Raw genomic sequence first — 14,347 nt, forward strand, 5'->3', positions numbered from 1 at the left:
ATGGCGAATAGCCTTCAACCCTCTTTTTTGACAAAAAGAAGCTTTTGCAAGAAAACATCAAGCGCCATGGAATGTGAATGTTCCTTGTGACGAATGATGGAGAAGCTGCGTTCCAGATGTAGCTGTCTAATTCGCAGTTCTTCGACTTCCCCGGTTGCCAGCTCCTTATGAACAATCCACTTGGATACCATAGCAATTCCGAGTCCCGCAGCAACAGCTTCCTTCACACCCTGACTGCTGGTGAAAACATAGGACCGCTTGGGACGGATTGCAGTCAGTTCCATAAAATGATCGCTAAACGCGCGTGTTCCCGAACCCAACTCACGAAGAACCCAGACCTGATCCTGAAGCATATTCTGCTCTACCACGACGGAACCGGTGAGGGGATGACCGGAAGGAGCTACAACGATCATCTCATCTTTCATGTAAGGGATAACGTCAAGGTCAATCGAGGCTTGAGCTTCACCCTCCACAAATCCGATATCCAGTTGATTTCCCCTAACCGCAGACAGAATCTCTTGGGTATTGCCAATCGTAACCTGAATGTTGACCTGCGGATACTGTGATGCGAATTCTGCCAATTTCTTAGGCAAAATGTATTCACCGATGGTGAAGCTGGCTCCGATCTGAATGCTTCCGGTCACCTCATTCCGCAGCATCTGAATTTCCTGCCGAGCTTCATCGTAGCGGGCCTGAATGACTTTGGCATGTCTGTAGAGGATTGCCCCCGCTTCAGTCAGGGACACTTGTTTTGGAGAACGATGCAGCAGCTTGGCTCCCAGCTCATTCTCCAGATTTTTGATATGAAGGCTTACCCCAGGTTGGGACAGATTCAGCAGTTCTGCGGCCTTGGAGAAATGGCTTTGTTCCGCAACGGTAGCGAAGACTTTTAACGCATCAGTTATCATTAGAATTCCTCATTTGAACAGTGTATTTTCTTGGTTATAAGCCTATTGAGCTCATTTTAGCATAAGATACCTAATCAATCATAAGTTTTTGTAATGATTAGGATCGCAGATTCATATTTCACTTCCTTCCTGTCTACTTCTATAGTAAGGATATACTTTATCCAATAAGGAAGTGTGGAGCTATGATTTTACAGACCCAATTGAGATTCGTTAAAAACATAAAAGGTGTTAGGAACAGGGGATTTCTGCAGGGGATCGGACTGACTTTATTACTCTCGTTTATCGCCAAGCTGCTGGGTTATCTACCGCTTTTAAATATTATGGGTCAATTGGTTATTGCAATTCTGCTAGGTATCCTGTACCGGGCAGTGCGTGGCGTTCCGCTGACCGCTCAATCAGGGATCTCCTTTTCGGCAAAACGATTGCTGCGGTTTGGCATCATCCTGCTTGGTTTGAAGTTGAACCTTCTGGATATTGTCCATGCAGGCTACAAAGTCGTTGCGCTAGCGGCAATTAATGTTGTTGTTACGATTTTTGTTGTCTACGGACTGAGCAAATGGTTAAAGATCGACAAACGAATAGGGCTGCTGACTGCTTGTGGAACAGCCATCTGCGGTGCAGCGGCAGTGGTCGCGATTGCGCCACAGATCAAGGCCAAAGATGAAGAAACGGCAGTAGGTGCGGCCACGGTAGCTATATTGGGAACAATCTTCACCCTTGCATACACATTGTTATACCCGGTATTGGGTTTAAGTGCGAAAGGATATGGCTTATTCACAGGAGCTACACTGCATGAAGTGGCACACGTCATCGCTGGGGCTGCACCAGGAGGGCAAGCGGCAATAGATATGGCAGTTATCGTCAAGCTAACCCGGGTCGCTATGCTGGTCCCGATTGCACTGATCATCGGTTTGTGGAGTGCACGACAGGCGCGTGGTGGAGAGCAAAAATCATCTAAAGGTATCCGCTGGCGAGAATTGCCAGTGCCTTGGTTCATTTTCGGGTTTCTGGCTATGAGTGGATTAAACACGCTGGGCATTATTCCACAAGAGATGATCTCGGGACTTCTGGTTCTGTCCTATATGCTGCTGGCGATGGCGATGGCTGGATTGGGGTTGGGTGTGGATATTGCAACCTTCCGTCGTCTAGGCAAGAAACCTTTTTTGGCAGGATTACTGGGCTCTATTGTGTTGTCCATTCTCGGCTTCATGCTCGTTTGTGGCTTTGGCCTGAACTAAGGCGTGTGTTCAAACTTAGGTATTCCCCTAAATGACGTTAACAAAAAGCACGCATTGACCCTAAGTGGATCAATGCGTGCTTTTTGTTGTTTGAAAGATGCTGGTCATTAGATCCAGAATGAACACGAAAGGAATAGTATAAATCCATCGCTTGAAAAATTATAAATATTTCCCTCTTTTGGTTCAAACGTCCGAAATACACACAGGAAAGTCTGGATAACGATGTATTTTCTGCTCGCAAGCCTTAAGGCTGCTCGTTAACATCCAAAATGGAACATCAGAAGTCCGAATACCGTCTCTAGGGGTCCGATAAGGAGAATTGGAAGCGGTTTATACTTAATCTATTCCATAGATGACAAATCCAAGCAGAAAAGCAAATCATTTTATCCAAGAAACTCCTCAAGGTAAGTAGCGACCCAATATTATGGTTTCACAATCCTTTTTGAATGCCTTTGCTATTTTTTTGTCATGTACTTTGATAAGGGGGTGATGATCGGCGCAGCGAAAAAATAAGGCAGATCAACCGTCCATTTTCATTGAAAAACCATTTTGCTAATAACCTGAGGAGGTATTGAATTTGCGCAACAAGTACATTATGTGGTCACTCGTATTAACGATGCTGATCTCGAACGTATTCCTGACTGTCGGATTTCCATCTCCTGTATCAGCAGCCGAAAGACCGGACCTGGCACAGGGCAAACAGGTTACCGCGAGCGGGTACAACCAAACATACAGCCCGACCAATGTGATTGACAGTAACCAAGCAACCTATTGGGAAAGTACGAATAGCGCGTTCCCCCAATGGATTCAAGTGGATCTTGGCACCAGCACCAACATTGACCAAATCGTATTGAAGATTCCGACAGTGTGGGAAAAGAGAACCCAAACGATAACCGTGCAAGGTAGCACCAACGGTTCATCGTTCACGGATATCGTGGGTTCTGCAGATTATGTATTTAATCCAACCGTTGGGGAGAACTCGGTTACCATCGATTTTCCTGCTGTCGAGACAAGGTACGTTCGCTTAAGCGTAACGGGCAATTCCGAGTGGCCGGCAGCTCAACTGTCGACATTTGAAATTTACGGTCCAGCCAGTGAGGGACCAACGCTACCTGGCCCCGATCCTGTGGATCCCCCAATCATCCCTACAGAGGGAAGCAACATCGCCATCGGTAAGTCGATTACTGCATCGTCCAGTACCTTATCCTTCGTAGCTGCGAATGCAAACGATAACAATATCAATTCGTACTGGGAAGGGGGCAGCAATCCAAGCTCACTGACGTTGGATCTCGGCTCCAATCATAAGATTACATCCATTGTACTTAAACTAAACCCGGATCCGGTCTGGAGCACCCGAACACAGACCATTCAAGTGCTTGGACATAACCAGGATACAACCACCTTCAGCAATCTGGTTTCCGCCCAATCATATACATTCAACCCGGCTTCAGGTAACACGGTGACCATTCCCGTTACAGCCACGGTTAAACGTCTGCAACTGAACATTACCACGAACTCGGGCGCTCCTGCCGGGCAAATTGCTGAATTTCAGGTAATCGGCACACCTGCACCTAATCCTGATCTGACGATTACAGGCATGTCCTGGTCTCCATCTTCTCCAGTGGAGAACAATGCCATCACCCTTAATGCCATCGTCAAAAACATTGGTTCCGCTGCTTCTCCAGCTTCTAGCGTCAACTTCTATCTAAACAATGAACTGGCGGGTTCCTCACCAGTAGCTGCTTTGCAAGCAGGGGCTTCGACTACGGTCTCGCTTAATGCTGGCAATAAAGCAGCTGCATCATATACGCTCAGTGCCAAGGTGGATGAGAATAACCAGATCATTGAAGAGAATGAGGGAAACAATAATTACACACACGCTTCTTCTTTGGTGGTTGCACCGATTACAAGTTCTGATCTGGTAGGCACGGTCTCTTGGAGTCCAGGAACCCCTACAGCAAACAGCACAGTAACATTTACAGTTAATCTGAAAAATCAAGGCAACATGGCCTCCGCAGGTGGTGCACACGGAGTTACAGTGGTTCTCAAGAACGCTGCCGGAGCAACACTTCAGACGTATAGTGGTTCCTATACCGGTACATTGGCACCTGGAGCTTCGGTCAATGTCAATGTAGGTACCTGGACTGCAGTAACTGGTAACTACAATGTGACAACTACCGTAGCAGTGGACAACAATGAAGCTCCGGTCAAACAAACGAATAACGTCGTTACAACAGGTTTGAACGTATATTCAGCTCGTGGTGCAAGCATGCCTTATACCCGGTATGATACGGATGATGCTACGCGTGGTGGCAGTGCCACACTGAAATCCGCACCAACCTTTGATCAGGCTCTTACGGCTTCGGAAGCCTCTGGCCAGCGCTATATCGCACTTCCTTCCAACGGTTCTTATGCTCAATGGACGGTTAGACAAGGGGAGGGAGGCGCAGGTGTAACCATGCGATTCACGATGCCGGATTCCACAGATGGCATGGGTCTTAACGGCGCACTTGACGTTTATGTTAACGGGACCAAGGCCAAAACGGTTCCTTTGACCTCCTACTACAATTGGCAGTACTTCTCCAGTGATCATCCGGGGGATACGCCAAGTGCAGGACGTCCGTTGTTCCGTTTTGATGAAGTGCACTGGAAACTGGATACACCTCTAAAAGCTGGAGATACCATTCGTATTCAGAAAAACAATGGAGATAACCTGGAATACGGTGTGGATTTCCTCGAAATCGAACCCGTTCAAGCGGTGATCCCGCGCCCGGCTAACTCTGTCTCTGTAACCGATTTTGGTGCGATTGCAAATGATGGAAAAGATGACCTTGCCGCATTCGAAGCGGCAGTCCAATCCGCGGTATCTACAGGCAAGACTCTATATATCCCTGAGGGCACGTTCCATCTGGGCAATATGTGGAAAATTGGTACGCCGACGAATATGATTAACAACCTCACCATTGTAGGTGCAGGCATCTGGCATACGAACATTCAGTTTACTAACCCTAATGCAGCCTCAGGCGGAATTTCTTTCCGTGTGCAGGGTAAGCTGGATTTCAGCAATATTTATATGAATTCCATGCTGCGTTCGCGCTATAACGAGAATGCAGTTTACAAAGGTTTTATGGACAATTTCGGTAAAAATTCAAAGGTTAGCAACGTATGGGTTGAGCACTTTGAATGTGGTTTCTGGGTAGGGGATTACGCCCACACACCTGCAATCATTGCCGATGGCCTAGTGATCGAGAACAGTCGTATTCGGAATAACCTTGCTGACGGTGTCAACTTTGCCCAAGGCACGAGCAATTCGACTGTACGCAACAGCAGTGTCCGCAACAATGGTGATGATGGTCTGGCCGTATGGACTAGCAACGTGAATGGTGCTCCTGCCGGTGTGAACAACACATTCTCGTTCAACACGATTGAGAATAACTGGCGCGCAGCAGGCATTGCATTTTTTGGTGGCAGTGGACATAAGGCAACCAACAACCTGATTGTTGACACGGTTGGCGGTTCGGCGATCCGGATGAACACTGTTTTCCCTGGATACCATTTCCAAGATAACACAGGTATTCTGTTCTCCGATACAACGATTATTAACAGCGGCACGAGTAAAGATCTGTACAATGGTGAACGCGGAGCTATTGATCTTGAAGCTTCCAATGATTCCATCAAGAACGTTACGTTTACCAATATTGACATCCTCAATACGCAGCGCAGTGCTGTTCAATTCGGATACGGCGGCGGTTTCCAGAATATTGTGTTTAATAACATCAACATTAATGGTACCGGTCTGGACGGAATTGAGACATCTAGGTTCACAACCCCACATAAAGGTGCAGCAATATACACTTATACCGGTAATGGTTCTGCCACATTCAATAATCTGACAACAAGCAACATTGCCAACCCTAATGTGAATCAGATTCAAAATGGCTTTAATTTGATCATTCAATAAATTATTTCAAACAAAAACAGGGAGCTCTATGAGTTCCCTGTTTTTTTAGGTTAATTTAATGAAGTATGGGTGAACATTGATCGGGAACTGAAATATTGAAAAATAGCCCGTAAAGTAAGTTTTTAAGATACCCCATATTTGCTTCTGTAGTGACTTAACGTGAGAAGAGGCCAAATATATGTATAGCTGTGATAATGGGAATAAAAGTTCCCGGGAAGACCTGCGCCTGTGGGATATGAGGTTCTCCAATCGTTCTCGTGCATTGATGCAATAAGCCGTAGAACGCCTTGATTCATCTCAGGTGTAGGCTTGGGTTGAACTGCAATGAGCGCGTCAAGTGCCCAAGCGGTCTGGGAAGGAGTACTTTCCCCTAATGGCACATAGTGCAAGAGTCGGTCACTTTGACAGGATTCTCCCCAGCCACCGTCGGAGTTCTGGATGCTTAAGAGCCACTGCGCTCCTTTTTGCAATGTAACATGGCTTGCTGGTAGTCCAACTGCCGTAAGACCGGTTAATGCAGCCCAGGTACCGTAGATATAACATACGCCCCATCTTCCGTACCATGAGCCTTCTTTCTCCTGGTTTCGAATGAGCCATTTTGTTCCACGTTTGATCCATTCAAGCCTGGTATCAAGCCCGGCAAAGTTTCCGAGGTACTCCAAGGTACGTCCCGTTAGGTCAGCCTCTGAAGGGTCTGTAGCCGCAGATTTGGCACCATCGATGGCGAGCCAGGTGAGCATCTCCTTGTTCGTATTTTTTTCGAATGCCGGCCAGCCGCCGTCTTTATTTTGCATGGACAGGACCCAATTCAGCCCACGATTCCAGGATTCCTGAAACGTTGGAAGAGTAGTGGACAAGCTTCGAATAGCCCGTAAAGCTGCTGTTGTATCATCCACGTCTGGATTGATTGTATTCGACTCCGAAAATCCCCATCCTCCAGGGACGGTATTCGGATTATGGATGCTCCAGTCGGCTCTTTTATCTTGCTGACGGGAGAGCAAATAGGAGGCCGCGAGTTGAATAGCCTTATGGTCATCGGTAAGAGAAGCCTCCTGCAATGCGTAGGTGATTAAGGCCGTATCCCATACGGTAGAGGGGGAGTTTTGAATCGTTGTTTGACCTCCAGAAGAACGGCACTGCATTGCCGTGAGTCCGGTTATGGCTTTTGTAATCAGGGGATGCTGCTTATCGTATTTTAGGGCCAATAGGGCAAAGATCATGAGAATTGTACTGCTGGCGTAGCTGTATAATGTGCCATCAGACTCAATCCGCTCTATTATGAACTGTTCTGCCTTTTTTCGTGCAGTGTCGTGGATGTGGCGAGGGTTACCGATCAGTCGGCTGCTCCCGCTTAGAATGTCGTCCTGCATTTCCTGATATCCCGGAGTCGTTAGCTCATCTCCAACATTTCGTGAGTCGGTCAGATCAGATAGATCGGGCGCATGGGGGGGTGTAAGAGCGAAGCGCAAGTCGGCCATAATGAGCATGGGAGTGAGGTGAACTCTGGAATAACCGGAAAATTCAAAATAGTTGATGGGAAAATAGGTAGGGAACATCAGTATTTCCAGGGGGATCATAGAGATGGATAAAGGCCATTTCATTTGTCCGGTAGCGGCAAGAATGGCTTTGGTCAAAATGCTGCTAACTTTTCCAATACCTCCTTTGGACTGAATATACTGTTTGGCCCGCTGGATTGGCTCGTCCGTACTCTGGCTGTACCCGGAGTATAGCAGGGCGTAGTACGCTTCAACCGATGCGGATAAATTTCCATCCTCTTCATCGGCGTACAATTTCCAGCATCCATCCTGTTGCTGTTCGTTAAGGATACGATCATGCAACTCCCGGATCAGCGCTTCATTCGGGACTTCCAATATCCGAAAGAGAATGATGACATAAGCATCAATTACCGTACCGTTCTCAAAACAGAAATGCCAGGAACCATCTTGTTGCTGCTGTTGAAGCAAGGAAGTCATGATCCGATTTATTTCCTCATCAATTGCGCTCAGTACATGGCTCATTCCAGGGATACCTCCAGAGGACGTCATTTTTGTATTATATGATGGCAATCAGGGGGAAATGAGGAGCAGAATGAGCGTAGAATCCAGTCCATTTCAGGATTTTCTACAATTTTATATAAAAAAATAAAATTTAGTGTTGAAATTTTTTCCAATAAAGTGTATAAATATCTTTGTTAACGCTTACAAGATTTTGATCTACATCTTTCTCCGATACCCTTCAAAAAGGAGGTGAAAGTACTACGACATGCAATAACTGAAAAAAGGACTTTATGATTTTTAAAATGAAATCGATTTCATTTTGTAGTATTTGATATTCGGCAGTCCAAATTATCATAAATCAAAGGAGATATGTTTATGAAGATATGGAAAAAGAGTGCGTTAGTGTTGCTGTCCACTTTTCTGGTAACGGCGGGTTCATATGGTTCATATATGCCCAAGACTGCGCATGCAGCGGGTGAACAGGTGGAGGTATGGATTTCAACTTCAGACCCTAATTCTGAACCAGCAGTGGGGCTTAGAACAGATGCCAGACTCACCAAGATTGCATCAAAAAACTTCAGCAGCAACTCAGGCAATGCGGATGTTACCATTACGGTCAACGAAAACCAAACGTATCAGCAGATGGATGGTTTTGGGGTGTCATTAACGGATGCTTCCGCATGGCTCATGAACTACAAGCTGGATAATAATAAGCGCGCGGAAGTGATGGAGAGGCTGTTTGGCAACACAGGCATTGGACTTAGCTTATTGAGACAGCCGATCGGAAGCTCCGATTTTGCTTGGGCCGCCTATACCTATGCCGATACGGCAAATGATACTTCACTCAGCCAATTCACGATCGACCGGGACAAGGCTTACATACTGCCCATGGTCAAAGCGGCAATCGCCAAGAATCCCAATATCAAAGTAATGGGTTCCCCATGGAGTGCGCCTGCCTGGATGAAATATTCCAACAATCTGAACGGCGGCAAACTGAAAGCAGAACACTACGGAACATATGCGAATTATTTCAAAAAGTACATTGAAGCCTACCAGGCTGAAGGGGTACCCATCTATGCTGTTACGTTGCAAAACGAGCCAATGTACGAGCCATCCCATTATCCTTCCATGGGTATGAATGTAGAGGATCAGACGGGCTTTATCGGCGATTATCTTGGACCAACACTCCGCAATGCCGGAATCAACACCAAGATTATTGCATTCGACCATAACTTTCTGAACTGGACCTTCCCGAACCAGGTCATTACGAATCTGAAGAACGCAGGCAAGGGTAGTTACGTATCCGGGAGCGCATTCCACCATTATGACAGTGGGGACGGATCAACAATGACCTCCATGCATAACAGTCACCCGGACAAGGAAGTTTGGTTCACGGAGGGTGGTTTCGGCAACTGGAATGATCCGCAGAATGGTACCTCATCTGGTTTCGATAATATGATGAATGAGTTCATTAATATTACGAGAAACTGGTCCAAATCGATCATTCTCTGGAATGCTGCCCTGGATCAAAAAGACGGTCCAGCATTGCTATCACCGAACAACACGAACAAAGGCATGATTACAATCCGCAACTCGGACAACCGTAATGACGCACCTGAGAATAATGTCACATATCACAAACAATATTATTTGCTGGGTCACTTTAGTAAATTTGTAGTACCCAATGCATACCGCATTGACAGCAACACTGGATCTGAAGTCAAAAATGTGGCTTTCCGCAATCCGGACGGTTCCAAAGTGGTAGTTGCCTACAACTCTTCCAGCTCGTCGAAAAATGTGAAGATCCAATGGGGCAGCCAAAGCTTCGTTGTCACTATTCCAGGCAAGTCCGCTATGACGTATAAATGGAATGGAAATGTTTCTTAAGGGGTAGCAGGAATTCAGATTCCCGCATCCAACAAGCTAGGGGCCGCGAGCAGTCGCGGCTCTTTTCATTTGTTTTTATTTAAAGATCATCCATCGTATACATTTGTTGTGATTTTTACATATTCAAGGATTTTACAATTTTAATATTATGAATTTTTAGTTTAACTGTCCTCTTACATTGGGTTGATATACTAGCCTGAGCTTTTATATGGGAGAGGGGTTAGACAACTTGAAAGACATCAATCAACGCTGGGTAGCGACGATCCTTGTGGCAGTAATGGTTATCCAATCATTCTGGACATTTGCAGGAATCGGACATGCTGCAGCATCAGAAAACCTTAACACCAGCAATTTAGCGAAAAACGTGGTGATCAGCCATTTTTATGGAGGCAAAAAAGACGACGTACTCGACGTGTACGGCAACGACTTTGTAGAACTATATAATCCGACAGCAGAACCTGTTTCGCTGAACGACTGGTCTATACAATTTGCTGATAACCAAAAGAATAACTGGAAAGTAGCTCAGCTAGGGACAATGACTGCCCAGATTCCGGCATTTGGTTATTATCTGATTGCGCTTGGCAGCAATGGTAATGTCGGGGAGCAGCTTCCACAGCCGGATGCGACTGAAGCTTCATTTAAACTAGATAACAACAATGGAAAGCTGGTTTTGTTGAATACGACACAACTGTTGACGGCCAATGATCCGATGGCTGACGCTTTACAGCAACATGTGGTTGATTTTGTTGGATATAATGCAGATGCTTATTGGGGAAGTCCGGCTCCACAAGCTGGCAAACAAAACACCATGCAACGATTGGTGTTCGATCCGCTAAATCCGGAGAAATCCACTAAAGAAGCTGCGTTTCCGAATCGCGGAAACAACTGGGACACTCGGAATAACGGAAATGACTTTGAGAAGGTCAAAGGGGCGAAGGCTCGCAATTCAAGCACAACTTCCGCCTATGTCATTCTGGAAAGTAATCAAAGGTTAGAAATGCAATCGGCTTCGAGCGTAGATCCTGTACATAACAAGATTGTGTTGAATGCATTTGGAGGCTTGGTAAAGCAGGGACCATGGTCATCCGATGACTTCAGTGTGCTCGGCCTCCCGGCAGGATTCACTGCTGAAGCCAATGCGAACGGAGATCAGATCGAAGTGACCATAACTGGAGACGATACCGGGAATGTGGTTTCAGACAGTCTTCTGACATTTGAGATTCATCCTGGTGCGTGGGATCAAGTACACAGACCAACCTCATCCTTAACGGTGTATCAAGGAAGCAACACCGTAACTTTGGCTCAATTCACACCATCCAATAAGATTGTAGCAACATTGGACTCCTCATCGTCCAACATTCGTATGAACAGCGCGAAGGACTTAAATACCACGATCCAACTCAATCTTAGCGCCGGCGTTCCCGTGGATGGGGTATTGGACTCGAATGCTTACAGTGTGACGGGCCTTCCTGAGGGAGACTGGAGTATCCAGGCTGAGGGCCGAAGCAGTGATCGTACAATTACGCTATCCATTTCGGGTATATCCACTTCTGCTGTCATGAACTCCGTCATGTTGAATGTGACGTTAATGGCTGAGGCTGTGCAGGATCCGGACTGCCTGGCTTCGGAAGTGATCAGCGTCCCCCTGCTTCGGTACAGTCAACCACTTCTTGCTGATGAGAATCGCAAACATGTCGTTGAAAACAGCATCATAGCGGACAATACAGGTTTTAATGACCCTGCCACTAAAGAATATAAATATGGAAGTGACGCCATGGGAGCGAATGAATATACCTTCCTGCGTGGTACACATTCCTTATTCAAGGCTGATCTGGCAGCGGGTCTTATTCCTTCACCGAATTCGGTCATTCCAGGCTGGAATGAGAAGGACATCCTTACGTACACGCAAGGCGATGCCCATATTCAGAATGTGGGAACTTTTAACGACAGTACTAATCAAATGGTGTTCAGCTTGAACGATGTGGATTCTTCCGGCATCGGCAGCTTTTATGATGATCTGATTCGCTTTGTTACAAGTATTTATGTAGTCAAATACGAAAAAGACAGCTCTGCGATTACCAATCTGCAGGACGCCGATTTCCGGGACGTATCTCGTACTTTTCTAGATACCTATAAGGATACTCTGATGGAGATTAATAGCGAGATAAGCCCCAAAAACACTAAGTTGACCAAAAGCAATGTAACTCCATATACGAAAGAGGTCATGGACAAAGTCTCCAAAGTGTCTTATGAGGAAGCATTGCAAAAGTTGCTCGGGAAGCGGGCACTTGATGGAAAATTAAACATTGCCGGCAACTCCGATAAGTTTGAAGCCGCTACAGATGCGGAGAAATCTTCCCTGCAAGACGCTTGGGAAGCATACAAATTGCAAGTCAGAAGCAATTTCCTCAATCTGAGCGATGATGAATTCGATGCCTATTTTAAGATAAAGGATATTGTACGCCGCATTCATCAGGGAATTGGCAGCATTGGGGTTGAACGCTACAATGTGTTAATCGAAGGAGCAAGTGAGGCCAATACGGATGATATTCTGCTCGACGTGAAAGAGCAGACCCGGGACGCCAATTTATCGAAAGATGCTTATCTTAAAACTTCAGTTGATCCCGATTCTTATCTGGGTGTACTCGAAGCAATGAATCGCTCGTATCTGATCAAGGAAGTCTCACCTTTTAAAGGGGATTACACGGATAAGCCGTTTAAGAACAAGCAAGAGCTGGAGCAGTATTTGGTCGATGCAGCCAAGGCTTACGCTTATGCAAGCTCGCGCTTGGACAAGGTATCCGATGAGTTGAACTACCGTTTTGAGGAACGTTTTGTAACAAATATCGTACCCATCTGGGATGATTTGCAGAACTTTATTCTTAATGCAGCGGAGGATTACTCCCACCAGGTCGCAGCAGATTTTGCGCTTGTAAAGGAAGATATGCGAACAGGGAAGCTGATTGACGTTTCCACATTGGATAATTTATCTGTTGATCAAGGCTCCTTGACTCCAGCATTCAATCCTGCAATTACGGCGTATACTCTGAATGTTGAACAAGCAACAGACTCCATCAGTATTACGGCGAAGGCTACGGATAGCCAAGCTACTTTGTCTGCTAAAGGTGAACCCTATGCAAACGGAATAAATCAATCTTTTGGGTTGTCTGTTGGAAAAAATGTAATTCCAATTACGGTGCAAGCACGTAATGGATCAAGCAAGACTTACAGTATAACTGTCGTCAGAGCCGGAGATTCCACCTCGGTTCCACCAACGTCTTCGACTCCTTCAACTCCAACTGGAGGAACGAATGGTGATCAAACGGGTACCAATGCCAACAGTGGAACGATTAGTGTTAATGGTGGATCGTTGAGCTTGGGCGGGGTCAAAATCAATGTGCCAGCCGGAGCGATGGAAAGCAGCATCGTCATTTCCGTAAATATAGTAAGCCAAACGTTGAATCTGTTTACCGATTCCACATTGAAACTGCTCGGAGATGTCTATGAGATTACTGCAAGCAAGAGCGGGAATTTCAGCAAACCGGTAACTGTCACCTTGCCATTCGACAAGAACAAGGTGGACTTTGACAAATTAATAGTGGGATTGTATTGGTTCAACGAGCAGGCCCAAAAGTGGGTTTCACTCGATAATATGAAAGTGGATCAAATGAATGGAACGGTATCAGGAACCATAAATCATTTTACCAAGTTTGCTGTTCTGGTATCCGATAAGACCGTAACGCAAGCTCCGGAAGGAACCAAGAATTTCACGGATCTCGTAGGACATTGGGCTTCCGGCAGTATTATGGATTTGGTTGAACTCGGTGTGATCCAGGGTTATCCGGATAACAGTTTCAGACCGGATAAAAAAATTACCAGAGCCGAATTTGTTACTCTTATAATTAAGGCTTTACATCTGCAAGGCTTTGCTGACAAAGGATTTGCGGATACTACGACGCATTGGGCGCAAGACGCAATTTCCACTGCGGCAGGTCTGGGCATTGTAAATGGATATAGTGATGACACCTTTGGTCCAGATGAATTGGTGACCCGTGAGCAAATGGCGACAATGGTCGTTCGTGCAGCGCAGATCGCTGATTCAGACAGTAATATCAGCTTCTCCGACGGCGCTGAAATATCCGGTTGGGCACGTTCAGCACTTGCTGCCGCCATTACTAATGGGCTTGTTAACGGTTATCCAGACGGAACATTGAAGCCAAAAGGGAATACAACTCGCGCAGAAGCCGCTGGACTCATCGAAAGAACTATTCAATTGACAAAACAATTCACAAAATAAATCCAAGATTTTAAAAAGGCTGCTCTCCAGCAAGTTTAACTTGCTGGGAAGCAGCCTTT

At 46.0% G+C, this 14,347-nt stretch carries 6 protein-coding genes; 4 read left to right on the forward strand and 2 right to left on the reverse strand.

The genetic code is table 11. From position 1 onward, the window contains the following. Nucleotides 1-14: 14 nt before the first annotated feature. Nucleotides 15-908 carry a LysR family transcriptional regulator gene (locus PTQ21_RS19865; RefSeq protein ID WP_274566846.1) on the reverse strand — a complete coding sequence of 298 codons (894 nt, stop codon included), beginning with the start codon at nt 906-908 and terminating at the stop codon, nt 15-17. 182 nt (nt 909-1,090) lie between these two features. Between PTQ21_RS19865 and PTQ21_RS19870 the strand changes: the two genes are divergently transcribed. Further along, a complete protein-coding gene (locus tag PTQ21_RS19870) occupies nt 1,091-2,146 on the forward strand; it encodes a YeiH family protein (RefSeq protein WP_090949757.1) in 1,056 nt (351 codons plus the stop codon). Between the two features lie 577 nt (nt 2,147-2,723). After that, entirely contained in the window at nt 2,724-6,107 is a 3,384-nt protein-coding gene (locus PTQ21_RS19875; protein WP_274566847.1) for a galactose-binding domain-containing protein, read from the forward strand. 122 nt (nt 6,108-6,229) lie between these two features. Here the strand turns inward: PTQ21_RS19875 and shc are convergent, their stop codons facing one another. Then, the gene (shc, locus tag PTQ21_RS19880) at nt 6,230-8,125 is read right to left on the reverse strand and encodes a squalene--hopene cyclase (protein WP_090949762.1); all 1,896 of its coding nucleotides are present in this window, start codon (nt 8,123-8,125) and stop codon (nt 6,230-6,232) included. A gap of 354 nt (nt 8,126-8,479) precedes the next feature. On the opposite strand from shc, the gene PTQ21_RS19885 reads away from it, so the two are divergent. Continuing rightward, the gene (locus PTQ21_RS19885) at nt 8,480-9,991 is read left to right on the forward strand and encodes a glycoside hydrolase family 30 protein (RefSeq protein WP_072732756.1); all 1,512 of its coding nucleotides are present in this window, start codon (nt 8,480-8,482) and stop codon (nt 9,989-9,991) included. Nucleotides 9,992-10,220: 229 nt separating this feature from the next. Next, nucleotides 10,221-14,288: an S-layer homology domain-containing protein gene (locus PTQ21_RS19890; protein WP_274566849.1), complete on the forward strand. Its 4,068-nt coding sequence runs from the start codon at nt 10,221-10,223 to the stop codon at nt 14,286-14,288. Nucleotides 14,289-14,347 lie beyond the last annotated feature (59 nt).

This window comes from Paenibacillus marchantiae (assembly GCF_028771845.1).
In the GTDB taxonomy this organism is placed as follows: Bacteria; Bacillota; Bacilli; order Paenibacillales; family Paenibacillaceae; genus Paenibacillus; species Paenibacillus marchantiae.